Origin of the sequence: Aeromonas sp. s6, assembly GCF_040907815.1 — a bacterium.
GTDB classification, from domain to species: Bacteria; Pseudomonadota; Gammaproteobacteria; order Enterobacterales; family Aeromonadaceae; genus Aeromonas; species Aeromonas caviae.
The window spans coordinates 26,658-53,106 of record NZ_JBFOCN010000027.1 but is presented as its reverse complement, the minus strand read 5'-3'; the positions used below and the strand labels follow the sequence as shown (position 1 = coordinate 53,106).

General features: G+C 62.5%; 23 protein-coding genes. 9 read left to right on the top strand and 14 right to left on the bottom strand.

The window, feature by feature from the left end; all coding sequences use genetic code 11:
* Positions 1–36 precede the first annotated feature (36 nt).
* Positions 37–780: a polyphosphate--glucose phosphotransferase gene (gene ppgK, locus AB5Y50_RS02890; protein WP_010673187.1), complete on the top strand. Its 744-nt coding sequence runs from the start codon at positions 37–39 to the stop codon at positions 778–780.
* 52 nt (positions 781–832) lie between these two features.
* On the opposite strand, the gene AB5Y50_RS02885 is transcribed toward ppgK, so the two are convergent.
* Complete coding sequence (locus AB5Y50_RS02885; RefSeq protein WP_010673186.1) at positions 833–1,288, bottom strand: hypothetical protein; 456 nt, start codon at positions 1,286–1,288, stop codon at positions 833–835.
* A 472-nt stretch (positions 1,289–1,760) separates the two neighbouring features.
* On the opposite strand from AB5Y50_RS02885, the gene metN reads away from it, so the two are divergent.
* The 4 genes from metN (at position 1,761) to rfaH (ending at position 4,863) form a co-directional block, all read left to right on the top strand.
* Entirely contained in the window at positions 1,761–2,804 is a 1,044-nt protein-coding gene (metN, locus tag AB5Y50_RS02880; protein ID WP_043152552.1) for a methionine ABC transporter ATP-binding protein MetN, read from the top strand.
* Entirely contained in the window at positions 2,785–3,438 is a 654-nt protein-coding gene (locus tag AB5Y50_RS02875) for a methionine ABC transporter permease (protein WP_029313844.1), read from the top strand. Before metN ends, AB5Y50_RS02875 begins: the two co-directional genes overlap by 20 nt.
* 26 nt (positions 3,439–3,464) lie before the next feature.
* On the top strand, positions 3,465–4,265 hold the full coding sequence (gene metQ, locus AB5Y50_RS02870; protein WP_041211129.1) for a methionine ABC transporter substrate-binding lipoprotein MetQ: 801 nt from the start codon (positions 3,465–3,467) through the stop codon (positions 4,263–4,265).
* A 97-nt stretch (positions 4,266–4,362) separates the two neighbouring features.
* Complete coding sequence (gene rfaH, locus AB5Y50_RS02865) at positions 4,363–4,863, top strand: transcription/translation regulatory transformer protein RfaH (protein ID WP_010673182.1); 501 nt, start codon at positions 4,363–4,365, stop codon at positions 4,861–4,863.
* A gap of 167 nt (positions 4,864–5,030) precedes the next feature.
* On the opposite strand, the gene AB5Y50_RS02860 is transcribed toward rfaH, so the two are convergent.
* From AB5Y50_RS02860 to arcB, 6 genes are all read right to left on the bottom strand, one after another.
* A complete protein-coding gene (locus tag AB5Y50_RS02860) occupies positions 5,031–7,007 on the bottom strand; it encodes a methyl-accepting chemotaxis protein (RefSeq protein ID WP_043152548.1) in 1,977 nt (658 codons plus the stop codon).
* 37 nt (positions 7,008–7,044) lie between these two features.
* Positions 7,045–8,256 carry an EAL domain-containing protein gene (locus AB5Y50_RS02855; RefSeq protein WP_041214588.1) on the bottom strand — a complete coding sequence of 404 codons (1,212 nt, stop codon included), beginning with the start codon at positions 8,254–8,256 and terminating at the stop codon, positions 7,045–7,047.
* Positions 8,249–12,523 (bottom strand): transporter substrate-binding domain-containing protein, encoded by a 4,275-nt coding sequence (locus tag AB5Y50_RS02850; protein ID WP_043152545.1) that lies wholly within the window; start codon positions 12,521–12,523, stop codon positions 8,249–8,251. Before AB5Y50_RS02850 ends, AB5Y50_RS02855 begins: the two co-directional genes overlap by 8 nt.
* 144 nt (positions 12,524–12,667) lie before the next feature.
* Positions 12,668–12,871 (bottom strand): hypothetical protein, encoded by a 204-nt coding sequence (locus tag AB5Y50_RS02845; protein ID WP_080768051.1) that lies wholly within the window; start codon positions 12,869–12,871, stop codon positions 12,668–12,670.
* A 293-nt stretch (positions 12,872–13,164) separates the two neighbouring features.
* Positions 13,165–14,541 carry a dGTPase gene (gene dgt, locus AB5Y50_RS02840; RefSeq protein ID WP_043152541.1) on the bottom strand — a complete coding sequence of 459 codons (1,377 nt, stop codon included), beginning with the start codon at positions 14,539–14,541 and terminating at the stop codon, positions 13,165–13,167.
* A 29-nt stretch (positions 14,542–14,570) separates the two neighbouring features.
* Positions 14,571–16,883, bottom strand: a complete 2,313-nt coding sequence (arcB, locus tag AB5Y50_RS02835; protein ID WP_045523789.1) for an aerobic respiration two-component sensor histidine kinase ArcB — start codon at positions 16,881–16,883, stop codon at positions 14,571–14,573.
* A gap of 202 nt (positions 16,884–17,085) precedes the next feature.
* Between arcB and AB5Y50_RS02830 the strand changes: the two genes are divergently transcribed.
* Positions 17,086–18,084 (top strand): DUF2860 family protein, encoded by a 999-nt coding sequence (locus AB5Y50_RS02830; RefSeq protein WP_042881204.1) that lies wholly within the window; start codon positions 17,086–17,088, stop codon positions 18,082–18,084.
* A 61-nt stretch (positions 18,085–18,145) separates the two neighbouring features.
* On the opposite strand, the gene AB5Y50_RS02825 is transcribed toward AB5Y50_RS02830, so the two are convergent.
* The 4 genes from AB5Y50_RS02825 to AB5Y50_RS02810 all read right to left on the bottom strand — a co-directional run bounded on the left by AB5Y50_RS02825 (position 18,146) and on the right by AB5Y50_RS02810 (position 21,077).
* Positions 18,146–18,838, bottom strand: a complete 693-nt coding sequence (locus AB5Y50_RS02825; protein WP_029313837.1) for a DUF3334 family protein — start codon at positions 18,836–18,838, stop codon at positions 18,146–18,148.
* 118 nt (positions 18,839–18,956) lie between these two features.
* Positions 18,957–19,403 (bottom strand): HIT domain-containing protein, encoded by a 447-nt coding sequence (locus tag AB5Y50_RS02820; protein WP_039040966.1) that lies wholly within the window; start codon positions 19,401–19,403, stop codon positions 18,957–18,959.
* A gap of 73 nt (positions 19,404–19,476) precedes the next feature.
* Entirely contained in the window at positions 19,477–20,100 is a 624-nt protein-coding gene (locus AB5Y50_RS02815; protein WP_043152538.1) for a DUF2057 domain-containing protein, read from the bottom strand.
* Between the two features lie 74 nt (positions 20,101–20,174).
* Positions 20,175–21,077 carry a LysR family transcriptional regulator gene (locus tag AB5Y50_RS02810; protein WP_043152652.1) on the bottom strand — a complete coding sequence of 301 codons (903 nt, stop codon included), beginning with the start codon at positions 21,075–21,077 and terminating at the stop codon, positions 20,175–20,177.
* Between the two features lie 97 nt (positions 21,078–21,174).
* On the opposite strand from AB5Y50_RS02810, the gene AB5Y50_RS02805 reads away from it, so the two are divergent.
* Positions 21,175–21,777, top strand: coding sequence for a short chain dehydrogenase (locus AB5Y50_RS02805; protein WP_043152536.1), 603 nt, complete (start codon positions 21,175–21,177; stop codon positions 21,775–21,777).
* A gap of 123 nt (positions 21,778–21,900) precedes the next feature.
* Here AB5Y50_RS02805 and AB5Y50_RS02800 read toward each other — a convergent pair whose 3' ends face one another.
* The 3 genes from AB5Y50_RS02800 to dapA form a co-directional block, all read right to left on the bottom strand.
* Complete coding sequence (locus AB5Y50_RS02800; RefSeq protein WP_010673169.1) at positions 21,901–23,004, bottom strand: phosphoribosylaminoimidazolesuccinocarboxamide synthase; 1,104 nt, start codon at positions 23,002–23,004, stop codon at positions 21,901–21,903.
* Positions 23,005–23,173: 169 nt separating this feature from the next.
* A complete protein-coding gene (gene bamC, locus AB5Y50_RS02795; RefSeq protein ID WP_029313833.1) occupies positions 23,174–24,292 on the bottom strand; it encodes an outer membrane protein assembly factor BamC in 1,119 nt (372 codons plus the stop codon).
* Positions 24,285–25,172: a 4-hydroxy-tetrahydrodipicolinate synthase gene (gene dapA / locus AB5Y50_RS02790; protein WP_029313831.1), complete on the bottom strand. Its 888-nt coding sequence runs from the start codon at positions 25,170–25,172 to the stop codon at positions 24,285–24,287. Before dapA ends, bamC begins: the two co-directional genes overlap by 8 nt.
* 188 nt (positions 25,173–25,360) lie before the next feature.
* On the opposite strand from dapA, the gene AB5Y50_RS02785 reads away from it, so the two are divergent.
* Together AB5Y50_RS02785 and bcp are read left to right on the top strand one after the other, a co-directional pair.
* Positions 25,361–25,894 carry a glycine cleavage system protein R gene (locus tag AB5Y50_RS02785; protein ID WP_010673166.1) on the top strand — a complete coding sequence of 178 codons (534 nt, stop codon included), beginning with the start codon at positions 25,361–25,363 and terminating at the stop codon, positions 25,892–25,894.
* Between the two features lie 23 nt (positions 25,895–25,917).
* On the top strand, positions 25,918–26,382 hold the full coding sequence (gene bcp / locus AB5Y50_RS02780) for a thioredoxin-dependent thiol peroxidase (RefSeq protein ID WP_043152532.1): 465 nt from the start codon (positions 25,918–25,920) through the stop codon (positions 26,380–26,382).
* Positions 26,383–26,449 lie beyond the last annotated feature (67 nt).

Here is a 26,449-nt window from a genome sequence, read left to right as displayed (position 1 = left end):
ACCATTGAACATCGGCACAATAAAAGGAAGATTCTGATGCAGATGCTGGGAGTAGATATTGGGGGGTCCGGGATCAAGGGCTGCCTGGTCGACACCGAAACCGGGGAGCTGATTGGCGAACGCCACCGCATCGCCACACCGCAACCGGCAACCCCGGCCGCCGTGGCACACACCCTCAAGGCGCTGGTCGAGCACTTCCAATGGAAGGGGCCCGTGGGGTGCGGTTTTCCCGCCACCATCCACAACGGCATCGCCAAGAATGCCTCCAACATCGACAAGAGCTGGATTGAGACCGATGCCGCCCACCTGTTTGCCGATGTGACCGGCCTGCCCTGCCATGTCCTGAACGACGCCGATGCGGCCGGTCTGGCGGAGATGCGCTTTGGCACCGGGCAGGATCGCCAGGGGGTCATCATTCTCATCACCGTCGGCACCGGCATCGGTACCGCCGTCTTCGTCAATGGCCAGTTGCTGCCCAATACCGAACTGGGTCACCTGATGCTGGAAGGCATGGTGGCCGAACACTATTGCTCCGATGCGGTGCGCAAGCGCGAGGATCTTTCCTGGGGCCGCTGGGGCAAACGTTTCAACAAATACCTGGCTCGCCTGGAGTTTCTGTTCTCCCCCGACCTCTTCATCCTGGGGGGCGGCAGCGCCGCCAAGCTCGACAAGTTCATCGACAAGATTGAGACCCGGGCTCCCCTGGTGGCGGCCGCGAACCTCAACCAGGCCGGCATCATAGGCGCCGCCCTCTATGGCGCGGCCCGGCAAGGGGGCTGACCGCCAGCAACATCAGAAGACCCGGCCCGTGCCGGGTCTCTCTCATCCGGGCTCAGAGATCGTCGAGGCGATGAGCACCGTGTACCAGACGGGTCAGGCGGGATTGGGCCATGGAGGCCAGGGCTTTCAGCAGCGCCGCCGTGTCGGGCGTGGGGCACTCCCGGGCCAGACGTTCCAGCTCGCCGATGAGCCTCTCCTCCTGGCGTGACACCAGGGCCACTATCTCCGCGGGCTGGGTTGTGGCGGGCAGCGCCAGACGATCCCCCTCGGCCAGCAGATCCTCGCCAAACCCCTGATCCAGCCAGGTCTCCTTCACCGCGCTGCCCATCTGCTCGCGATAATCGTGCAGATGAGCCGCCGCGGCATCCTCCCGCCCTTGCAGATAGGCCAGCAACATTCTGCTGCGCTCAGCATCCACCCGGGGGATCTGGCGCCCGTAAATGTGCCCTTGCCGATGATGAAGCTCCTCGAGATAGAGCATCAGGTCCTTGATCTGTTGGAATCGCATCTCGCCCCCCTCCTGGCATCCACCTGCAGCCAGTATAGGGAGCTGGCATGTCGACACGGCCACAAACTGGTCATTTATTGTTCTGCATCAAGGAGATGGAAAAGAAAGCAGGAAAAGAGACGGCAGGAGGAAGGGGAAACCGGCAGCGAGACTGCCCGGACAACCGGGCACCTTGTCCGAAGGGGAGGCATCAAATCGACGACATAAAAGATATTTACCAGCTTATATTCGGACTAGAGTCATCAAATCGGAATCTAATATTGATGCTGGTGGTGATACCTCCACACCATAGTCAAATGGCGGGAATCCTTATCCATTTTTTAGACGTCTAGACGTAAAAACATGCGTTGACACAGCCATCCGGACATCTTAGCATCATCCTCCATGATGACAGAGCTACCCAGTGAAACCTCTGCCCAATTTACCCGCCTGTAGCGCCCTGTGCTTTAAGGCTGTTAGCACGGAAGAATCCATGATTAAGTTGATCGGTCTCAACAAAGTCTACGGTAAAGGCAGTGATGCCGTGCACGCCCTGCGTGACGTGAGCCTGCATGTGCCCCAAGGCAAGATCTTCGGGGTGATCGGTGCCTCCGGTGCCGGCAAGAGTACCCTCATCCGCTGCGTCAACCTGCTGGAGCGCCCCACCGAGGGGCAGGTCATCGTCGATGGCCAGGACCTGGTCGCCCTCAGCGAGCGGGATCTGACTCAGGCTCGCCGCCAGATCGGCATGATCTTCCAGCACTTCAACCTGCTGGCCTCTCGCACCGTCTCCGCCAACATCGCCTTCCCGCTGGAACTGGCGGGCTGGAACAAGGACAAGATCCAGAGCCGGGTCAGCGAACTGCTGGCCCTGGTCGGGCTGGAAGCCCGTGCCCACGCCTATCCGTCCGAGCTCTCCGGCGGGCAGAAGCAGCGCGTCGCCATCGCCCGCGCCCTGGCACCGGCTCCCAAGGTCCTGCTGTGTGACGAGGCCACCTCGGCCCTCGACCCGCAGACCACCCGCTCGATCCTGACCCTGCTCAAGGAGATCAACGCCAAGCTGGGGCTCACCATACTGCTCATCACCCACGAAATGGACGTGGTGAAGGGGATCTGCGACGAAGTGGCCATCATCAGCGACGGCCGTCTCATCGAGCAGGGGGAAGTGGCCTGGTTCTTCAGCAATGCCAAGACCCAGCTGGCACGGGATTTCATCCACTCCACCATCCACCTGGAAGTGCCTCAGGAGTATCAGGATCGGATGAGTAGCGACCGGGTGCCCGGCAGCTATCCCCTGGTGAAGCTCGGCTTTACCGGTACCACGGTGGATTCGCCGCTGATTTCCGAGGCGAGCCGCCGTTTCAACATCGACATCAGCATCCTGAGCGCAGACATCGAATACGCCGGTGGCGTCAAGTTCGGCTTCCTGCTGGCGGAACTGTTCGGGGACGAGGCCCAGTGCGAGGCCACCCAGCAGTTCCTCATCGACAACCACATTCAGCTGGAGGTAATGGGTTATGTCCGAAGCAATGATTAATCTGCTGATTTCGGCTCTGGGCGACACCCTCATCATGGTGTTTGCCTCCGCCCTGTTCGGCTGCCTGCTCGGCCTGCCGCTCGGCGTGGCGCTGCACGTGACCAAGGCGGGCCAGATCCTGGCCAATCCGCTGCTCAACAAGGTCCTGGGCGTCATCGTCAACGTCGGTCGCTCGGTGCCCTTCATCATTCTGCTGGTCGCCATCATTCCGTTGACCCGCTTCATCGTCGGCACCAGCATCGGCACCATCGCCGCCATCGTGCCGCTGACCGTGGGCTGCATTCCCTTCATCGCCCGCCTGGTGGAAGGGGCTCTGATGGAGGTGCCTGACGGCCTGCTGGAAGCGGCCAAGGCCATGGGGGCCAAGCCCCTGCAAATCATCGCCAAGGTGCTGCTGCCCGAGGCCCTGCCGGGGATCCTCAACAGCGTCATCATCACCCTCGTCACCCTGGTGAACTACTCCGCCATGGCAGGTGCCATCGGAGGCGGTGGTCTCGGTGATGTGGGTATTCGCTACGGCTACCAGCGTTTCGATCCCACCGTCATGCTGGTCACCGTGGTCATTCTGGTGGTGCTGGTTCAACTCATCCAGAGCGCGGGTGAGCGCCTGGTCAAACAATGTGATCATCGTTAATCGTCGATTTCTGACAGGAGGTTTTTATGAAATTGGGCATCAAATCCGCAGCAGCTGCGCTGCTGGCAACCCTGGTACTGGTCGGCTGCGGCCAGAAGGAAGAGAACAAGACCCTGAAGGTGGGCGCCATCGCCGGTCCCGAGACCGAGCTGGTTGAGACCGCGGCCAAGGTGGCCAAGGAAAAATACGGCCTGACCGTCGAAGTGGTCACCTTCTCCGACTACGTCACCCCGAACGTGGCCCTGAACGACGGCAGCGTCGACGTCAACGCCTTCCAGCACAAGCCCTACCTGGATGCCCAGATCCGTGATCGCGGCTTCAAGCTGGTGCCGGTCGGCAACACCTTCGTCTACCCGATCGCCGGTTACTCCAAGAAGGTCAAGGCCCTGTCCGAGCTGAAAGACGGTGCCCAGATCGCGGTGCCGAACGATCCGACCAACCTGGGTCGTTCCCTGATCCTGCTGGAGAAGCAGGGCCTGCTGACGCTTAAAGAGGGTGCCGGTCTGGAAGCGACCGTACTGGACATCGCCAGCAACCCGCGCAACTTCAAGATCGTCGAGCTGGAAGCCGCACAACTGCCGCGCTCCCTGGAAGACGTGGATCTGGCCATCATCAACAACACCTTCGCCGGTCAGATTGGTCTGACCCCGACCGAGAACGGCCTGTTTGTCGAAGACAAGGAGTCCCCCTACGTCAACCTGATCGTTGCTCGCGAGAACAACAAGGACGACGAGAAGGTCAAGGAGTTCGTTCAGTCCTTCCAGACCGACGAGGTCTTCAAGAAGGGGACCGAGCTGTTCAAGGGCGGTCTGGTGAAAGGTTGGTAATCACTCACTCTGGAAAAAAGGCCACGTCAAGCGTGGCCTTTTTTTTTACCCCCGTTATCATAGCCACAAGCACGGCAACACGAAAAACAGAACAACAATGAAGAAATGGTATCTGGCCTACTGCAAACCCAAGGAAGAGGCCCGCGCCCGCGCCCATCTGGCAGCCCAGGGCGTTGAATCCTATTACCCCATGGTCGAGATTGAAAAACTGCGGCGAGGCAAGCGCGTGCCCCAGCGCGAGCCCATGTTCCCCAACTACCTCTTCATCTACGTGGATCTGGAAGAGGTCACCCCGGTCACCCTGAAATCGACCCGGGGCATCAGTCGCATCATCCACTTCGGCAAGGAGTGGACCCCCGTCAGCAGCCAGCTGATCTACCGGCTCATGAGCCGGGACGACAGCGACGAGGCGCGCGCCAGCTATGCCCGTCTGCCGACCCAGGGAGACAAGGTACTTATCGAATCCGGCCCCCTCGCCGGGTTTGAAGCCATCTATCTGGAGCCGGATGGCGAAAAGCGGGCCATCCTGCTGGTCAACCTGCTCAACCAGGAGACCTGCAGCAGCTTCGAAAACCAGGCCTTCCGCCGCCTGGAGTAAACCGTCCTGTCGGCAGAAAGAGACACAGGGCAGTACACAAGACACCATCCCCCAGCTTCCGAACGGTCAGGACCGCACCTGCGGCGTGCATCCTTCCACCACCAGGTTTTCGGGCCGAAAAAAACGGGGCAGACCCAGAGGTCTGCCCCGTTTTTCTCTCCCTTGCGTCAGGCATCCAGTTCGAAGCGGCTGATGGCCGATGTCAGTCTCCCCGTCTCCCGGGTCAGGCGGGCGGCGATCTGCTCCCCCTGCTGGCCATGCTCGCTGGACTGATGGCTGAGCCCGGCAATCTCCTCCACCGTGCCCGCTACCTCCTGCGCCGCCCTTGACTGCTGCTCGGTGGCGGTGGCGATGGCGGCAAGCTGGCCGCTGAGATCCTGCACCAGCGTCGCCATCGACTCCAGGGTCTCGGTCACCGAGGCCACGGCGCCGCGCCCCTGCTCCACCAGCAGGGTGCCGCTGCCCACGGTATCCGCGGTCTCCCGGGTCTGCTGCTGGATGCTGGCAATGGTCTGGTTGATCTCCATGGTCGATGCGCTGGTGCGGCTGGCCAACTGCCTGACTTCATCGGCCACCACGGCAAATCCCCGTCCCTGCTCACCGGCCCGCGCCGCCTCGATGGCCGCATTGAGTGCCAGCAGATTGGTCTGCTCGGCGATGGTGGCGATCACTTCGGTGACCCTCCCCACCTGCTCGCTCTGGCTGCTGAGCTGCGTCATCGCCTGGTTTGCCTGGGCAATCATGGCACCAATCTGCGCCATGGTGGTCCCCATGCGGGCGAGGGCCTGCTCCCCCTCCCTTGCCTGTTGCTCGGTCTGGCGAGCCGCTCCCGCCGCGTCCGCAATGTTGCCCGCCACATCCCGGGTACTGACCGACATCTGCTCGATGGCCGCTGCCACCGCATCGAGCCGCTGATTCTGGCTCGCCAGATCATCCACGATGGCATTGGTGGTCTGGCCCACCTCGCGGCCAGCCCCTTCCACCTGACCGACCGCCCCCTGGATCTCCCCCACCAGCTCGCGCAACTGTGCCGACATCCGGTTGATGGAGCCCGTGAGCCCTCCCAGCTCATCCTGACGAAGCACGGGCAAGGGGGTGACGGGGAGGCGGCCATCGGCCACCAGGCCCGCCCGTTTCACCAGGCTGGCGATGTCCCGGGTCAGGCGCCGGCTGAACAGCAGGGCCACCAGGGTGCCCAGCAGGATGACGCTGGTGGTGGCGAGCAGCAGGGTGCGGTGAATGGTCTGACTGGCGGCCGCCATCTCCCCCGCCATCTTGTCCACCTCGGCACGGGTATGGGTCACCTGGGTCGCCAGCTGATCCGCCAGCCGGGTCAGGGCGGGCTCTATCTCGGTGGCCATCAGGTGGTTGGCCCTGTCCCAGTCCGGGGCCTGGCGCTTCTCGATCACCTGGCCGACCAGCTCGGCAAAGGGGGCTGACATCTCTTCAAAGAGCGTCCAGAGCCCCTTTTGTGCCTCGGTGAAGTTGGCCTCCTGCTGTTTCAGCTCGGCCACCCGCTGCTGGTGAAACTGGTAGTAGTCCCGGTACTTGTCTAGGTACTCCTTCTCCCCCGAGATGAGGAAATCCCGCAGGGCGGAGAGCGCATTGCCCAGGCTGTTGTAGGCATCCCCCACCTGCTTGAGCAGCAGGCGCCTGTCACCGGGCAACGTCGCCTGGGGCGTTGCCACCTCTTCATTGGCAAAAGACTGCAACTGATCGAGGGCCGACTCCGCCAGAGGGCCGGCCTCCAGCAGCATCAGGGTGTGGGCGGGCAGGTTCTCTTCGGTGTGAGCCAGGGCCCACACCTGTGACTGTGCCCCCTTGAAATCCTTGAGTGCCCGGGTCAGGTCGGGGGTGAAACGCTGGCGCTCGATGGCGTGCCAGGCCTCTTCCCACTCCTGCTTGATGCGATCACCCTGTGCCGGATCCTTGCCGAGGATGAGATAGGCCCGCAGGGATGAAACGGTGGCAATCAGGGCTTTCTGGCTCGCCTCGTCCCGCTGCAGGGCGGGCAGGGCCTGGGCCAGCAAGGCATCTTGCGAGCCTTCGATCCGGCCGAGCTGATGATAGACAAGGGCGGAGGAGAGAATGATGAGCAGGTTGATAAAACAGAAGCTCAACAACAACTTGCTTGATATTTTCATGGCCATCCTTGGAATTCGTCGGGCATCCTGCCCGGGATTAGCGTCTGATGAGCGCGGGCAAACGAGCCTGCCAACCCTGATGCCATCCCATCAGCTCCTCGCGGGGCATGGGACGGGCAGAGAAGAAGCCCTGGCATTGATCGCACCCCAGCTTCGCCAGCAATTGCCAGGTCGCCTCATCTTCGACCCCCTCGGCCACCGATTTCAAGCCCAACTTGCGAGCCAGCTCGATGCTGGACTCGATGATGGCTAGGCGAGAGGGATCTTCATAGCAGCGATCCACGAAGGATCTGTCCAGTTTCAACTCGGTAAAGGGGAGCAGGGCGAGCTGCTGCATGGAGGAGTAGCCGGTCCCGAAATCATCGATGGAGAGACCAAAACCGTGCATCCGCAAGCGGGTCAGCACCTCCAGCGACTTGCCGAGATCCTTGACGAAGGCGCTCTCGGTCACTTCGAGGGTGATGAGCTCGGGGTTGATGCTCCAGCGCTGGCAGTGGCTAAGCAGGGTGTTGCACAGATCCCCCTCGATGAGGGAGGTGGTGGAGAGGTTCATCGACAGGTTCAGGGAGAGCCCGGTCTTCTCCCACAGGTGGCCGTCCCGCAGCGCCTTGCCGATGATCACCTCGGTGAGCGGGTCGATGAGCCCGTTGTGCTCCGCCAGCGGGATGAAACGGGCCGGCGAGATGAGGCCATATTCGGGGTGCTGCCAGCGGGCAAGCGCCTCCATGCCGAGCCACTCCCCATTGTGAAAACCCACCTTGGGTTGATACCAGGGCAGCAACTGGTCCTGATCCAGCGCCCGGCGCAGCTCATCCAGGGTCAGGTGATAACCATCCTCTTCCTGGCTGCGCACCTGCTGGGGCCGCCAGGCACCGATGAGCTGCGCGATCTGCTGGGGAGACGCGGGTTTCTCGATGCGCCCCAACACCTGCAGGCCATAGGCCCGGCTCATGCGCAGCACGGCATCGACCACGTCATCCTCCAGGGCGCTGCACAGCACAATGCCGCCGCGGAACCCGCCAAGGGAGAGGCGGCGCAGCAGCGCCATGCCATCCATGCCCGGCATGCGCAGATCGCAGAACAGGATGTCGACCCTGTGGTGCTGGCACTGTGCCAGCGCCTCCTCCCCGTCCTGCGCCTCCAGCAGGTTGCCGTAGCCCAGTCCGCGGATCTGGTGCATCAGGGCCTTGCGCTGGAAGTTGTGATCCTCCACCACCATGATCGCCAACTCATGCCGTGCGCTATTCATCGAGCCATAACCCCGTTTCACCTCTGATAGAGTCCATCAATGCCTGTACCGCCCTGGCCAGGTCATCGAGCTTGTCCAGTTGTTTCAATCTGGCCGCCGCCTCCAGCCGGGCCGCCTCCTCTGCCAATGCCTGCTGTCCTACCATGCGCGCGGCCCCCTTGATGCGATGTGCCGTCTCCACCAGCGCCTGGGTATCCTGGCTGGCCAGCGCCAGCCTCATGTCCTCGCCATCCTGCTCGTTGGCTTCCAGATATTCGCTGGCCATGCTGCGAGCCACCGCCTCATCCCCGAACAGGGTCAACCAGCTTATGCCTGGCAGCTGAACCCTGGCTTGCCGGGGCGCCTCCGAGGCGAGCTGTTCTTCCTGAGTCGGCAACCAGCGTCCCAGGGTCTGGCTCAGGGCATCCAGGCTGTAGGGCTTGAACAGCATGTCGTTCATGCCGGCATCACGCATCTGCTGGCTCGCCTCCTCAGAGGTATCGGCCGTCACCCCGATAATGGGAGCACTGTTCCCGGCATCCCGCAAGGCTCGCGTGAGGGCATAGCCATCCATCACCGGCATGTGGCAGTCGGTCAGCAGCAGGGCGAAGTCCTGCCCCTGCCAGGCGCGCAGCGCTTCCTCGCCATCTTCCACCACCTCGGATTCGAGCCCCAGGATAGCGAGCTGCCTCGTCAGCAATGCCCGGTTGACGGGGTGATCATCCGCCACCAGCACCCGTCCCCTGAGCTTCTCCCCCTCCATCCCCTTCGACTGGCTCGCCTGCTGGTTGAACAGTGACTGGCAGGTTTCCAGCAACAGATCGGGGTAGAGAGGCGATTGTCCCAGTCGCCACCAGGCGTCGCCCCCCATTCGCCCCCGCAGGGCCTCATGGGGAGAGAGTACTATGCCCTTGAGGTTCGAACGCTGCAAACAGGCCAGCCAGTCACTGCCAAGGGCCTGTTCCAGGTGATTCTCCTGCGCCAGCAGATGCCCCTCGAGGGGCTGCTGCCAATGGTGTGCCTCCATGCGAACCAGTCTGGCACCCAGCCTGACCATCACTGATTCCAGCCCCTCATCCTCCCCAAACCACCACCATACCTGACCGGTCAGGGGCGGCGCTTCCCACTGGCACTCGGCCAGGGGCAGCGTGAAGGTCACGCAGGTGCCCATTCCGGGGGTACTCTCCAGGGTCAGGCTACCCCCCATTTTCTGGGTGAGTTGATGACAGATGGCAAGCCCGAGCCCGGTGCCGCCAAACCGGCGATTGGTGTCGGACTCCACCTGCTTGAACGGGATGAAGAGGGTGCGCTGCTGCTCCAGGGCGATGCCTATCCCGGTATCCCGGATCCGGAAGGCCAGCCGGTCGTCTTCATAATCCACCTGGATGGCGATCGCCCCCGCCTCGGTGAACTTCACCGCGTTGTTCAACAGATTGGAGATCACCTGCCCCACCCTGATCCCGTCGATGCAGGCCAGATCCGGCACAGTCTTCCCCCACCGCAGCGTCACGTTGAGCCCCTTGCCATAGGCCAGGGCCGCATGTCCCCGGATGACATCGCAAATCACCGAGGTCAGGCGGCAGTGATGGGGGTGCAGTTGCAACTGCCCGGCTTCCATCTTGGAGAAGTCCAGGATGTCGTTCACCAGATAGAGCAGATGGTTGGTGGAGGTCGAGATATTGCGCAACATGTAGCGCTGATCGTCGTCCAGCGCACTCATTTGCAGCAGCTCCAGCATGCCGTGCATGCCGGAGATGGGAGTGCGAAGTTCATGACTCATGGTGGCGAGGAAGCGGCTGCGCGCCTGGGTCGCCTCCTCCGCCACCCGCCTGGCCTGGCGCAGCTCCAGCTCCTGGCGCTTGAGCTTGGTGATGTCCTGCACCACGCCGTTCAATATGACCCCTTCAAGCCCCTCCTGGTGAACGAAGTGACCACGGATCTGCAAATAGCCCGCCTCCCCCTGGCGCCGGATCTCCACCTCGAGATCAAGCGGCTGCATGCTCAGGGCATGACGATCCACCGTGGCCACGAAGTCCTGGTGCGCCTTGCCTGTCAGCCCCAGGATGGAGGCACCGGTGACCGCCATGCCGGCATGCTCCTCTTCGACCCCCACCATCTCCCTGACCCCTTGCGAGGTGTAGAGGAAGTGCCCCTTGCCCGGCCCAAGCCAGTGATACTGATAGACCAGACCCGGCATGCTGTCGGTGATCTGGGTCAGCCGGGTCTGCGCCTCCTGGGCCGCAAACCGCGCCTGCTCCAGCTCGGTCACGTCGGTCAGCACGGTCAAGATCCCGAGCCGCTTGTCATCGGGCCCCGCAAAGAGCCGCTTGGTGTAGATCATCTGGTGCAGGCGATCGTCATCAAACCGGATCTCGCCCCGTCCATGAAGCTCCTCTCCGCTCTCCCAGACGCTGGCATCCTCCTCCATCACCCTGGCGCGGATCGACTCAGGCAATCGATCCTGGAGCAAACGCTCATAGGAGCCCGTCAGGTTCTCCCCGCCGAGGAACATCTGCCGATACGCCCGGTTCGTCATTGCCACTTCATAGCGCTCGTTGGTCAGCACCACCTGGTTGGGCAGGGCATCCAGCATCATCTGGACAAACACCAGCTGCTCCTCGAGCCGCCGCTCGGCCTCCCGCCGCTGGCTGATCTGGCGGCGCAACGTCCGGTTCCAGCCCATGAACAGCAAGAGGCAGAGCAGGAAAATGCCGCCGCCGAGGGAGGACCAGAGCAGCACCGTCTTCGGATCCAGTCCCGTCTGTATGGTCAGGGAGAGCCACTTTTTCTCCAGGGCGGAGAGCTCGTCGGGGGGAATGGCGATCAGCACCTTGGTGAGGATCTGCTGCAGCATGGGATCCTGCAACTGGGTCGCCATGGCGATGGGTACCCGCAGGTCGCTGCCGGAGAAGACCACCTGGTAGCGGTCGCTGAATCCCTTTTGCAGCGACTGCTCCAGGGTGGTGGTGCTCATCAGCACATAGTCGACCTTCTGCTGGTCCAGCAGGGGCAGCAATTCGGCATCGCTGGCCACCGGCACGGCGATGGCCCCCACCTCGTTCAGCAAGACCTGCTCCACCGAGCCCCCTACCATGCCCACCCTGTGCCCTTTCAGTGCCCTGGCGGCGGTGAGCTCGGCCATCCCCTGCCTCGCCACGACCACCCGGTTGATCGACGCGTAGTTGGGGGTAAACCGGGCAAACTGCTGACGCTCCGCGGTGGGAGTCATGGCCGGGATGAGATCCAGCTTGCGATCCTGGAAGAGCGCCATGCTCTGGGCCCAGCTCCGGGTCGGCACCAGGGTGAACTGAAGCCCGGCACGCTGGCTCATCAGTGTCAGCAGATCGGCAATGAGCCCCTTGAGCCGCCCCCTGTCGTCCACCTCGCTCATCCCGGGCCAATCCGGGGCAACCCCGTAGCGGATGACCGGATGTGCTTGCAACCACGCCTGCTCCTGCGGATTGAAGACGATCTCCCTGCTCCTTTTCACCAGGGCATAGTCGAGGATGTCCCCCGCCTCCAGAATGGCGCGACGCTCGAGGGGAGAGATGTCCTCGAGGGCCCGCTCCAGCAATCCCTGCAAGACATCATTCCTGGGTGCCACGGCCATGGCGAGGGAGGTATCCCTCATCCAGTCGATCCTGGCCAGCGCCATGCCCGCCATGGCTTGCAGCCTGTTCAGCATGGGCAGCTCGGCCAGATAGGCATCCGCCTTGCCCTCCTTGAGCATGAAGATCGCCTCGTCCCGGCTGTCGGCCGTGATTAGGTTCGAGATCCCCAGGCGCAGCAGCTCATCGCAGGCGCTGACACCGAAGACGCAGACCCAGCGCACCCCATAGGCCTCTTCCAGAGAGAGGCTCTCCCGCCCCCCCGTCAACAGCACGGCCCGGGGCAGTGCCATCAGCTCGGAGGTAAATTGCATCTGCAGGGTGCGGGTCGGGCTCGGTGCCACCCCGATCAACATGTCGACCTTGCCATCCAGCAAGGCCTGCTGGACCGCCGCATTGTTGGCATAGGCACGGTAGCGAAGGCTCACCCCCAGCCTGGCTGCAATCTGGGAGGCGAACTCATCGAGGGGGCCGGTGAAGTTGCCGCGCCCATCGGTATAGACATAGGGTGGCCAGGCCGCCGAAGGCATGCCGACGACCAGTTCATCATGGGTGGCAAGCCAGTGCAGTTCGTCCAGGGTGAAGTTGCTCTGGTCCAGTTGCGCCGGCGCAGCCGCAACCATCAGGCTCCAGAAAGCCAGACCACATAGCAGGATGAGACGACAGCAGCGGCGGAACATTATCAACTCCCATACGAAACGGAGGGGGATCATAGAGTGTTTGGCGCAATGTGCGACAACTAAATTGAGACAATGCTCATCAGGAAAGAAAAATGGCAGGCCCAGGCCTGCCATCCACCAGGTCGGGGGCCATGCCCCCTCCCATCAGGTTATTCGGTTCCCGAGCCGGAAACCGGTTTGAAACTCCCGCTCACGGATGTGGGCGATCTGCACATTTTGCCCTTCCAGCCCGATGTCTTTGAGCAGGGCAGGCGAAAGGTGCAGGTAGCTGACGCGACGCTCCAGCCGGGTGATCCTTTTTTGAACCAGGGTCTCTACGTGGCGCAGCAGGGCGAGTTCGATAGACATAATATTCTCCAGTTGAACGTGCGGTTCCCCCGGAGAGAGGTGATCACCCTGCGGGACAACCGCGGGTGATGAAAAAAGCAGGTGTTACCTGTCCCCTCCACGCGGCAAATAAAGAGCACGAGTCTTCGCGCTGCCAGAGCAGCGATCGAACGCAACGTTGAACATGGAATGTTGCATGGTCGTCTCCTTACCGTGTGAAAGTTGAACAAGTTGCCGCAGTGTAAAAAAACACCGAATTTTACGCAATATCTCTCCCACCCATATGGGTGGAATGCGGCCAAAAAGAGGTTCAGTCAAATCCCTGACAACAGCCGGAACTCCTCCAGCGCATAGGTATCCGTCATGCCGCTCACATAATCGAGCAGCAGCCGCACCCGGTAGTACCACTCCTGCTCGCTCTCCTTTTCGAAACGGGGATCCCGGCTCGCCACCGCCAGTCGGTACGCCTTGAGGTGGCGGGCAGAGAGGCGGTGGAACAGCCGCCGAGCAAAGAAGAGCTCGCTCCCGCCGTTGCCTGCGAGCAGCCGCTCGAACTGGCTGGCAGGCAGGGCCAGCAGGCAGGCGTAGGTGGAGAGCACCCCGCGCAGGGCGGCATAGCCTTCCAGCTCCAGCGCCTCCACCTCCGGGCGCATGAACACCAGCTCGCGAGCCACCCGTTTGAGGGTATCGAGTACCCGGGCTGCCGGAGCCTGACCGTGCAGCAGCGCCTGGGGATAGGCCCCGCTCAGGATCTGATCGTGCTCGGCCACATAGGTATGGGCGGCCAGCGCCACCAGATCCCGGGTCAGATGCTGGCGAAAATGGGGGAAGAACCCCCGACCGGAGGCAAGCGCCTCATCGAGCAGATCGGCCATGTAACCGCCCTCGTCCGCCTCGCGCAGGGCTGCCAGCAGCTCGCTCTGGGTGAGGATGCGCCTGTCCACCGCATCCTCGAGATCGGCGATGCAGTAAGAGATGTCGTCCGCCGCCTCCATGATGTAGACCAGCGGATGACGGCACCCCTCGGCCAGCCCCAGGCTCTGGCCGAGGGCACGATAGAGGGGTTGTTCGCTGAAGAAGATGCCGCGCTTGCTGGTCCAGCCGTGGTGCTGACCATAGCCCTGGGGATGGTGCAGGCCCGGCAGGGGCTGCTGCGGGTATTTGCACAGCGCCGCCAGCTGCCCCAGGGTGAGGTTCAGCTCATGGAGGCTGTGCACCAGTCGCAGGCTCTGGGCATTGCCGTCAAACACCAGCAGATCCTGGCGAAGGGTTGCCCACTGGGGGCTCGGCAACTGGTCGTGGGCACGGGCGAAGAGGCCGTCCAGCTCCTGGGCAAGCCACTGACTCATCACCTGCTCGCCGAAATGGCCAAACGGCGGGTTGCCGACATCGTGCAACAGGCAGGACATCTCCACCAGATTGATGAAGGCCCCCTCGCACACCACTCCGGCTGGCAGCGCCGCCAGGATGCGGCGACTGATCTGGCGACCGGTCTCCTGCACCTCCAACGAATGGGTGAGACGGCTGCGCACCGAGGCTTTCACATCGAGCGGGAAGACCTGGGTCTTCTGCTGCAACCGACGCACCGGCGCCGCCTGCACGATGCGGGTGCGGTCCTGCTCCGTCGCCTCCAGCAGGTCTTCGTCTCCCCAGGGGTGAATGCGCTCGGGGGGGATCAAACGGTCATACATGTCGTGGCTCCTTGCCTGAGGCGTCGTGTCTACGAGAGCAGCCAGCGCCGCAGGCGGGCGATGTCACCCGGGTATTCCCGGCGTAGGGTTTCAATCCAGTCCTCCACGTTCTCCCACCAGGCGGGGTGTTCCGGGCTCTGGATGAGCTGGGCCGTCTGCTGCAACCGGCGCAGGCCGATGGAGCCCGCCGCCCCCTTGATCTTGTGGGCCTCCTCCACCACACCGGCCTGATCCCTGGCAATCATGTTGGAGTCGAGCACCGCCATGTAATCCGGCATCATCTTCTCGAACAGCTCGACGCTGGAGAGCAGCACCGGCTTGCCGACCGTGCTGGCGTAATCGGTGAGGAAGGGCAGATCCAGCAGGGCATCCTGATGGTGGACATCGTCCTGCTCGTCCGCCTCGTCCCCGGCAAGATCCGCAAACAGGTGGCCTATCACCTCCCGCACCGCCTTGGAGCCCAGCGGCTTGTTGATCACATCCTGCATGCCGTGATCCCGGTAGTACTGGCGATCGCCGGTGGCATTGGCGGTGAGCGCCACCATGGGGGGCAAGCTGTCGCCGTAGCGCGCGAGCAGCTGCTCCGCCACATCGAACCCCGTCATGTCCGGCAGCTGGATGTCGAGCAGGATCAAGTCGAAATCATCCGGGTTGGCCATGGCCAGCGCCTCTGCACCATCCCGCGCCACCTTGACCTGATGGCCGAGCTTGTTCAGCAGGGCGCAGGCCACGGTCACGTTGAGCTCCACATCCTCCACCAGCAGGATGTCGAGGGAGGGCATCTCGGGCTCCGGGGCCGCGGCCCTGGGCTCGACGCAGTCCACCTCCAGCTCGGCGGTGAAGCAGGCGCCTTCGCCCGGGTCGCTGTCCACATAGAGTTGACCGCCCATGGCCTGCACCAGCTGGCGGGAGACCGCAAGACCGATGCCGGTGCCGGTGGCGTGCTTCTTGCCCTGCACCTGATAGTACATGGCGAAGATCTTCTCCTGCTGGGCGCGGGGAATGCCCACCCCGGTGTCTTCCACCTCGAAGTGCAGCGCCAGCTTGCCCGGTTCATCAGCGGCGTGGGCGAGACAGCGTATGGTGACGCCTCCTTCATCGGTGAACTTGACCGCATTGCCCACCAGGTTCCACAGCACCTGGCGCAGCCGGGTGCCGTCCGCCATCACGAACTGGGGCATGTCGCCGTCCCGGTCGAAGTGCAGGTAGAGCCCCTTCTGCTCCGCCTGGATGCGCGACAGCGTCTCCAGCTCGTCGAGGAAGGCGGGCAAATCCAGCGGAGCCGGCGCAATCTCCAGCCGGCGACGGTCGAGCTTGTCCAGATCGATGATGTCGTTGAAGATGTTGCCGAGCGTCACCGCGCTCAGGTGGATGGTCTTGAGCTGCTGCTGCTGTCTGGCATCGAGGGGCGTATCCATCAGCATCCGGCTCAGGCCGACGATGCCATTGAGCGGGGTGCGCAGCTCGTGGCTGATGGTGGAGATGAAGGTGGTCTTGTCCCGACTCGCCTTCTCCAGCTTGTCCTGGTACTGCTTGCGCTCGGTGATGTCGCGACCAAAGCCGAGCAGGCCGAGCCGCTTGCCGAAGCGGTCGAAGAAGGGCACCTTGCGCAGCTCGAAGTAGGCCTTGCGGCCATCGGGATACTCCAGCCACTGCTCATAGGTGAGCGGCTCGTTCTGGGCGAAGACCTGCTTGTCGGTCTCCACCACCTTGCTGGCGATGTCGTGCTTGTAGACATCGAACGGGGTCAGGCCGATGAGTTCCGCTTCCACCTTGCCGGTGAGCTCCTCCATGGCGCGGTTGCAACCGGAAAACTGCTCGTCCTCGTTGCGGTAATAGACCAGATCGGGGGAACAGTCGATGAAAGAGCGCAAGAGGGCGGTACGCTCCCCCAGATGCAACTGGGCCTTCTCCCGCTGGAACACTTCGTTTTCGAGATCCTCGATGGCTTGCTGGCGCAGGGTCTCGGCCCGGTTGGTCTCGGCGATCTGGGCATTGAGCCGGCTGATGTTCTCCTGCAACTGGCTGTTGAGCTCGAGATCCCGCTCGCGCATGTCTTGCAACTTGCGCACCATGCGGGTCAGCCGCTGGCGGGAGTCCTCCAGCTGATCCACCACGATGGAGAGAAAATAGACGGCCCAGGGGGTCACCAGCAGGCCGAAGAAGACAGAGCGCACCAGGTCGACGATGTCCACGGTGCCGCGCAAAAACAGGGTCACCCCCATCTGGATCGAAACGGCCAGCACTATGATGGCGGTGGCCAGGAACATGCTGAAGCGCACCAGTCCCAGCTTGGTCATCAGGTCGACGTAATATTGCGCCCAGGATTTGATCTGCTTCATCTCGTTGTTTTCTCCCCTTTTCTTGCGCAAACAGGATACCAGTACGGCGCCATGAACTCTTGTCCGTCGCGTATTCAATTATTGATTAACGTCACACTCCGGCTGGGGTAGCATGCCTGCCATGCCTCAGTCAGCACCGGTTCCACCGGAATACCGGGGCACACTGTCACCCTTCTCATTCGTTATGTCAGGAGCATACCCGATGCGAAATCATGTTCTGTTGAGCCTTGGCCTGCTGGTCGCCACCACCGCCCACGCCGATCTGGGGGAGATCCCCCGCCAGACCGGCTGGTCCGGTTTTCTGCTGGGCGGGGTCAATGCCGGCAGCCACAAGTCCAACTTCTATGCCGGTGACGACAGCAACAGCCGTATCGATGATCTGGGCTCCCCCGGCCGCGAAAGCGGTCTGAGCCCGCTGCTCAATGCCGATATCCGCTACACCTTCGCCGATACCCGCACCCAGGTCTTCCTCGGCAACCTCATCCAGGACGCGGTGCGCTTCGACTTTACCCAGCAACTCGGTCTGCGCCAGGAGATGGGTGACAAGGGTATCGTCGCCACCTCCCTGGTGTTCAACCTCATGCCGGTGGAAGTGTGGAGCGATCCCTTCGCCACCGGCGTGGACCGCAGCGCCACCGATCTCACCTCGAAAGGGGTGCGCTTTGCCTGGGACAGGATCTGGGGCAGCAACGTCTACGCCACCCTGACCAGCCGGGAAGTGGAGCTCGACGAGGAGCGCAGCGGCCAGCAATATGACCTGACCCACGGCACCCACTACGCCTCCATGCTGAGCCGCAACGGCAAGGTCCACGACCTGGCTGTTTCCTACCAGTACCACTTCGGCGGCGACCAGCTGCTGGAGCCCGCCTTCCTCTACAAGGAGGCCCGCCTGGACGGGAGTGCGGAGAGCTTCAAGAACACCGGTCTGCAGCTGACCTATGCCAAGCGCGCCTCCCAGTGGTCCATCGTGAGCAACCTCTACGCCGGCAAGCGCAAGTATGACGAGGCGAATCCCCTGTTCGGCCAGCGCGCCGATGCCAGCGAGTTCGCCCTCAATGGCACCTTCTTCTGGCACAACCTGTTCGGCATCAAACCCCTTGCCGCCACCTTCACCGCGGCCTACTCCAGCGCCGACTCCGACATCGACTTCTACGATGCCGAGGCGCTTCGCTTCAGTACCGGGCTGCTTTACAACTTCTGACCCGCCCCAAGCAAGAAGGCCACCCCCGGGGTGGCCTCTTCATTTGCACAACCCTCGACCATCAGATGCCGAGGGAATCCAGCAGATCGTCGTGCTCGTTGCTCGCCGGCGCGGCCGCCGGGGCCGGTTTGGCTGACTGCTTGGCCTGGGCGATCAGCTCGTCGGGATCCACCTCCTCCTGCACGCCGCCATCATGGATCCGGATAAACTCCGTCTTGTCCATGGCCAGCTCCAGATAGAAGATGTTGTTGCTGGCGGTGAAGAAGGTCACCCGGCGGGTCTCTGGATTGTCGAGGTTGGTGTCGACGCTCAGCATCACCTGCTTGTTGAGCGCCAGCATCTTGGGCTGGTTCTGGGTAATATGGGTCTGCAGCTCGCGCCCCACCTTGGTGGTGAAGCTGCCGACGATCTGGTTCATCAGCTCGCCCATGACGTTGCTCACCTCGTCCGAGGTGTGGGAGATGGCAAGATCCTCCTTGGAGAGCCCCATGCTCAGCATGTAGCTCTGGTAGAGCTCCATGGCCGCGGCGGCGGAGAAGTTGATCACCACCAGCCCGGAGAAGCCGCCGTCAAACAGCACGAAACAGCCGATGTCAGGCTTGAGGCAGGTCTTGCTGATCCGCTGCACCATGCCGGAGAAGCGCACCTGGGTCTGGGTCGCCGCACTCAATACGCTCGTCACCGAATTGCACAGGCTCAGCAGTACGTCCTCTGTGGTCAATACGGCATCATCCTCGGATCTTGTCACTATCATGGAACCTTCCTGCTGATCGAAATAATGGGGCTGTCACTCGTGTCGCCCATGTCACCATGCACCGGCGCGATACGCTAACAGATTGCGTGATCCCGGTGCCCAAAGCGCGAGCCACCTCTCACTTGACTGGATTATCAGTCAGAAATGGCTGAAATCCATCCAGGGTAGCCAGACGGGTTTGCCAACTGGCAGCCGCCCCTTGCAAGGCCTGCTCCTCATAGGGAATGGCGGGACAGGCACCCCAGATGGGACCGGGCCAGGCCGCATCCGAGCTGAAGCGGGCCACGTGGTGCAGGTGCAGCTGAGGCACCAGATTGCCGAGGGCCGCCACGTTGATCTTGTCCGGGCCGAGTGCCCGCTCCATCAGGGTGGCGACGGCGCAGGACTCCTGCATCAACTGCTGTTGCTGCTCGGGGGCCAGATGATGGATCTCCCGCAGGTTGGCGACCCGGGGCACCAGAATCAGCCAGGGATACTGGCTGTCTTTGGCCAGCAGGACGCGGCACAGGGGCAGATCCCCGAGTATCCGGGTATCCGCCTGAAGGCGGGGGTGCAATTCAAACATGGGGGCCTCGCTGATCAACATGGGCACATCGGGAATCAAAGATGTGCCCACGTTACTGCAACGGGGAGCAAACTTAAAGGCGCGGCACGGCCCAACCGATGAAGCGCTTGCGAAGCGCGGGGTCCGCCTGCAGGAAAAGCTGTTGCAACTGCCCTTCCAGGGCGCTGGCCGGCACGGAGGAGGCCCGGGGCGTCGCCACGGCGGCCGCAGTCACATCCGCCGCACCGGCGAGCACGGCAGGCCCCTCGCCACGGTTGTACTCCATCAGACTGGCATGCCAGTCCATGCCGATCTGCATCCCCTGCACCACCAGCGTATCCTGGCGCACCTCGAGGGGCTGCCCCCCCGCCACCAGGCCCAGGACAGGGGCCCTGGCGTAGCGTTCCATCCCGGCCTCGTCCGCAGGCACGGGAGCCTGCAGGCGCACCGACTGCCCGCGGGCCTCATAGCGAAGCACCTGGGGCTCGGAGCGAACCTGGCGATCGTTGTCGCTGCTGTTGCGACTCGGGATCACCCCCTCATAACGCACCAGCAGTTGCTGCTCCCCGTCGGCCAGCACGGCGTGCTGCTCGTCCTGCACCTTGCCTGCGCTCACTGCCAGGATCTGGAAATCCCGGGGCACCTCGACCCTGACCTCGGCCTGCACACCGCCGCAGCACAGCAGCGCAACCCCTGCCCAACCCTGATGACGCTTCATTCCCTGACTCTCCTTTCGCGATGAAGGGCGCAGGGTAGCAGCCCCAGATGACAGAAAAATAACGGGATGCAGGCTCACCCCAGCAGATAATGGGGCCGCTCGGCAAACCACTGGGCCAGCACCTGCTTGAACAGCCGGATCTTGCGCGGCACCCGGCGCTGCTGGGCGTGCAGCACATGGATCGGGTGCAGGCCGGTCTGCCACTCCGTCAGCACGGCCACCAGCTCCCCTCGGGCCAGGCTGGCCTCCACCAGCATCAGTGGACACTTGGCAAAGCCCATGCCCGCCTGGGCCAGTTGCAGCAGGGTGCTGTAGTGGTTGGCCCGCACTCGCCCCTGCACCAGGATGTGCGCCTCCTCCTCCCCCTGGCGAAAGTGCCACTGCTCCCAGTCCGGGTTGTGGCCCTGCAGCAGGCAGGAGCGCCCCCCCAGCTCATAGGGAGTGGCGGGGATCCCCTCTCGCGCCAGCAGGGCGGGGCTTGCCACCACCACATCCTTGAGCCTGCCGAGCGGCAGGGCCACCAGGTTGTCGGGGATCAGCTCCATGGCCCGCAGGGCGATGTCATTCTCCCCCTGGCTCATGTCGATCATGGCATTGGTGAAGTTGAGCTCGACCTGGACGCCGGGGCACAGCTCGGCAAAACGGGCGAGCAGCTCGCTCACCATGCGGTCCCCCGTACTGACCGGGCAGGTGAAGCGCAGGCGGCCGCTGTCCTCCTCGGTCAGGGCGCGGATCCCCTCCTCCGCCTCCCGGGCCAGGGCGAAGATCTCGCCGGCCTGCTGGTGAAGCACCCGCCCCGCCTCGGTCAGGCTGAGTCTGCGGGTCGTGCGCTGGAGCAGCTGGGCATTGAGGGCGGACTCCAGGGCGCTGACATGGCGGCTCAGCATCCCCTTGCTCACCCCCAGGGCATCGGCAGCGGCGGAGAAACTGCCCCGCTGCACCACTTCATAGAAACTGGCCAGGTGAGTGATATCCATCATTAGCACCAATATGGAAACAATGGGTTCATCATAAGCGCTTTTTCTCCCTTTTTATCCCGCTATCATCAACTCATCTCAACCAGGAGCGATAGATATGAAGATTGTGATTGTGGGTGCCTCCGGCACCATTGGCGCCGCCGTCAGCGAACTGCTTGCCCAGGATCACCAGGTGATCCGGGTCGGTCACAGCCAGGGGGATGCCAGAGTGGACATGCGCGACCCCGCCTCCATCAGAGCGCTCTTCGAGCAGATCGGATCCTTCGATGCCCTGGTGGTCGCCAGCGGCAGCGTCGCCTTCAATGCCCTGACCGAGATGACGGACGAGCAGTGGCAGGTGGGGCTTCAGAGCAAGCTGATGGGCCAGATAAACCTGACCCGGGCCGCCATTGCCCACCTGAGTGACCGTGGCTCCATCACCCTCATCAGCGGCATTCTGAGCGAGGAGCCCATCCACTGGGGGGTGAGCGCCACCACCATCAACGGTGCCATCGAGCACTTCGTGAAAGGGGCCGCCTGCGAGCTGCCAAGGGGCATTCGCATCAACGTGGTGAGCCCCACCGTGCTGGAAGAGTCCATGGGCAAGTATGCCGACTTCTTCCCAGGCTTCGTGCCGGTACCCGCCGCCCGGGTGGCCCAGGCCTACAAGAAATCGGTACTGGGGGTACAGACCGGTCAGATCTTCCGGGTCAATGGCTGAGCGCTCCGGACAACCCAATGAAAACGGGCCCCGTCATGGGGCCCGTTTTGTCATCTGCGTTGCAAACGCCTCCCCTGCCACCGGCAAACGTTTGTGCGCCTGCGGCAAAAAAAGCGGTCGGCCTCAGTCGATCAGGCCGTACTGCTCCCGCAGTACCTCGATGATCTCCTGCTTCGGATTGGCACTGCGTACCAGCGGCTGACCGATGATCATCTCGGCGATCCCCACATAGGTGCGGGAGATATCCATCATCACCTCGGTGGGCAGCTTGTTGTCCCGGGCCAGGGCGAAGCGCTCGGGCATGCGGTTCTTGTTGAGCAGGATGTCCGGATCCGGGAAGTGGTTCAGCAGCCACTGGCGGAAGCCCTCTTTGGACTTCTCGATGATCTCGCCGCCGCGAAGGGCTGCGCCGTCCCAGATGCGGGAGCTGTCGGGGGTGCCCACTTCATCCATGTAGATGAGCTTCTCGCGACCGGCGGCATCGGTCACGTAACCGAACTCGAACTTGGTGTCGACGAAGACCTGATCCAGGGCAGCCAGTGCCTCGCTGATGACGTTGAAGCCCTCTTTGAGCAGCGCCTCGTAGCGGTCGATGTCCGCCGGGGAGCGGAAGCCGAAGGCCTGATGGTGGCGCTCGATGTCGCCGCGGGAGACGTTGACGTCGTCCGCTTCCGGCACGCCATCCAGCCCCTTGAGGATCCCCTTGGTGGACGGGGTAATGAGGATCTCGGGCAGCTTCTGATCCTTCTTGAGCCCTTCCGGCAGGGTGATGCCGCAGAATTCCCGCTCACCATCCTTGTAGGCACGCCACATGGAGCCGGTGATGTACTGGCGGGCAATGGCCTCGATCATCACGGGACGGGCTTTTTGCACGATCCAGACGAAGGGGTGCGGGATGTCCAGGATGTGGCTGTCCGCCAGCCCCTGCTCCTTGAACAGCTTGAACCAGTGGCTGGAGATGGCATTGAGCGCCGCGCCCTTGCCCGGCACGCCGTTCAGACCGTCCACCCCTTGCCAGATGCAGTCGAAAGCCGAGATGCGATCACTGATCACCATGAGGGCCAGGGGCGTATCGGCCGGCACATCATAGCCTTTCTCCCGAATGAGCCGGGCACTGTCTGCTGGGGTCAACCAGTAGACGCTGCGCACTTTGCCGGAATGGACAGGTTTATCGGTACGGATCGGCAAATCGTCGTTCACCGCCAATACTTGATCTGCAAGACTCATGGCTAATAACACTTCCTGTTGTGGGACTAGTTAGGCAGGGGCACCAGACCCCTGTCTGTGGGGGATTCACATCATCAGGTACTCAGGCCCGGGGCAACCGGCTCGGCACGCTGGCCCTGCGGCAACCCGGACATAACAAAACAGGGGCGCGAGGCCCCTGTTTCCATGCTTACTTCGCCCCCTGATCGGCCAAGCCCTTGGCAAAGGCCTCGGACAGGCTGATGTACATCTGGGAGATGACACCGGATGCGACAGGCTTCTTGTCCTTGTCGAACAGGGTGATGGAGGTCTTGCCGCCCGTCATCTCGCCGAGCTGGAAGCGATACTTGTCTTCCTCGAGCTTGAAGGGTTCCGCTCCCTTGGCCTTCCAGAACTCGCTGTCCGGCTCGTCGTACTCCACGTCGATCCAGCCCAGGGACTGCTGGGTATCCTTGATGGTGAAACCATAGGCAGGCAGCACCTGATTGAGGCGGCGCCACACCTGGTCAAACGACCCTTCGGCAATCCAGGCGCTCAGCTCGTTGTTGTCCAGACCCAGCTCCAGCCCCATGCCATCGCTGGACTTGTGCTGTTCACGGGCCTTGAGCTGCTTGTCGTAATAGAGGGAGAACTGGTTCAGGGCGCGGGTAGCATAACGCTGGGCGTCCGCCGGCGTCAGCACAGTGCTGGTCTCGCCGTCGATGGTCTCTTCGTGATCCAGCACCCGTACCGACATCTTGATGGCGTGACGCTGCACATCGTTGCGCAGGGTGAACTGGTAACGCTGACGGATCTTGAAGTCATCGTCATCTTCCGCCCAGCCATCGAGCACCGCTGAGTTGTCAAACCAGCCGGTCTGCAAGACGCCGTCCTGTTGATCCAGCTTCTCGGTAGTGACCTTGTGTTCGGCCAGGAAGTTCATCAGGAAGGCCCAGGTATCGCGCTCCACGCTCTGGGAGGTGCTGAGGGCATAGAAGGCGACGGTCGGCTCGCTGGCATTGGCCACCACCTGGCTGCCGGGCACCACGGTGAGCAACTGGGCGGGCGGACGCACGTCCACCTTGGCCCCGAGGGCGCCCTCACGGCTGCTCTCGGGCAGGGCCGGAATGTCGAAATTGCTGTTAAAGGCGGGGGTACTCAACCCGGCGGGCACAAGGAAGGCGCGGCCTTCGAGGCGGCTCTCTTCATACTCGAAGCCACGGTTGGCCATTTTGCGTTCCTGGGGTGAGCTGCAGGCAGCCAGCACGGCCACCGTCGCGACACTCAGTACCAGGCGCACTGCATTTCCCTTTCCATTTGCTTTAAACACTCGCCATCAACTCCGCAGTCGTCAGTGCTCGCGCCATCGCCGCTTCCCCCTCGGGGGTGAGATCGGTCAGGGGCAGACGCAAGGTCGCCGTCGCCATCAATCCCAGCCGGGCACAGGCCCATTTCACCGGGATGGGACTCGGTTCACAGAACAGAGTCTGATGCAACGGCATCAATCGATTGTTGATGTCATGAGCCTGCCCGGCATCACCGGCCAGGGCAGCACGACACATGTCGGCCATCTGGGGCGCCGCAATATTGGTGGTGACCGAAATGACACCATCGCCCCCTTGCAGCATAAAATCACATCCGCTGGCGTCATCGCCACTATAAAGCGCAAAATCCGGCCCGCACAGTTCGCGCAGCAGCGGGGTACGGCCAAGATCGCCAGTCGCTTCTTTCAAACCTATGATGCCGGGCACCTTGGCCAGACGGGCCACCGTCTCGGGTTTGAGGTCACAGCAGGTGCGACCGGGCACATTATAGAGAATTTGAGGCAGACCACTAGCCTCGGCGATCGCACAATAGTGACGATAGAGGCCTTCCTGGGTGGGTTTGTTGTAATAGGGGGTAACCGAGAGACCCGCCACCACGCCCATGGTGGCGAAACGCCGGGAAAGGGCGATGGCGTGAGCAGTATTGTTGGAGCCGCAACCCGCGATGACGGGAATGCGTCCGGCGGCGTATTCCACCGTCTTCTCAACCACGGCGATATGTTCCTGCTCGCTCAGGGTGACCGATTCTCCCGTGGTTCCCACGGCGACAATAGCGCTGGTCCCGGCATCCACATGATATTCCACCAGCGCTGCCAGACTGACCCAATCGATGTCGCCCGAAGGCAGCATGGGGGTAACGAGCGCAACAATACTACCGCGTAACATGGATAATTCTCCCGATTTTCAGGGGCGTAATGGTAAAGCTGCCCCTTTTGAAAAACAAGGGAGGCACGGGACAAGCCGTGTTACCATCCGGCACAAAACGTATGAATGCACGAGCGCACAAGAGGCCTCCCGGCAGGGTGCTGGCACCCGCGGTCAACGCATTCTCAATAATGGACGAGAGACGATTTATGACTCACTACCTGGTCGTAACGGCCATCGGCACGGACAGGCCTGGCATCGTCAATGAGGTGACCCGTCACGTCAGTGGCTGCGGTTGCAACATTGTCGACAGCCGTCTTGGCATCTTCGGCAACGAATTCACCTTCATCATGCTGCTGTCCGGTGACTGGAACAGCCTGATGCAACTGGAAATCAGCCTCCCACTGCGCAGCCAGGAGTGGGATCTCATCACCATGATGAAACGCACCGAGCGCCACCACTCCCTGCAATATGACATCAGCGCCAGCGCAGAGGTGTTGATCCGGGATCAGCCGGGCATCGTAAGTCAGTGCACCCAGTTCTTCAGCGATCACGGCTGGGACATCCAGGCCATGCAGACCATCACCCTGGAACAGCAGCCCTTCAACCTGCTCAAGGCGAACTTTCAGTTGAATCTCTCCAAGCAGGGAGAAGAGCCCGGCTCGAAGACGGCCTTCGCCGATTTCTGTCGTGGACTGGGCGCCGAGTCGTTCGAATTCATCGTCAATCACAAGTACGCCTGACGGCGTTTATCCGAGGAGACCCCATGTCACCACTAGAAGCTGGTACCCAGGCCCCCGATTTCTCCCTCTCCGATCAGGACGGCAATCAGGTTCGCCTCGCCGACCTGCGCGGCAAGAAGGTGCTGATCTATTTCTACCCCAAGGCGATGACCCCGGGTTGCACCACCCAGGCCTGCGGTCTGCGCGACGTCAATAGCGAGCTGGCTGCCCTCAATGTGGTGGTGCTCGGCATCAGCCCTGACAGCGCCAAGCGCCTGAAAAAGTTCGAGGAGCGCGACAACCTCAACTTCCGCCTGCTGGCCGATGAGGATCACGCGGTGGCCGATGCCTTTGGCGTCTGGGGCCCGAAGAAGTTCATGGGCAAGGAGTATGACGGCATTCATCGCCTGAGTTTCCTCATCGACGAAGAGGGCAAGGTTGCCCATCGCTTCGACAAGTTCAAGACCAGCAATCACCATCAGGTGGTGCTCGACCTCGTCAAGGGGTAAGCCACCAGCGGCATTGTTGCAGGGCTCGCCATGGCGGGCCCTGCTCGTTTCACCACGGCATCAGCCC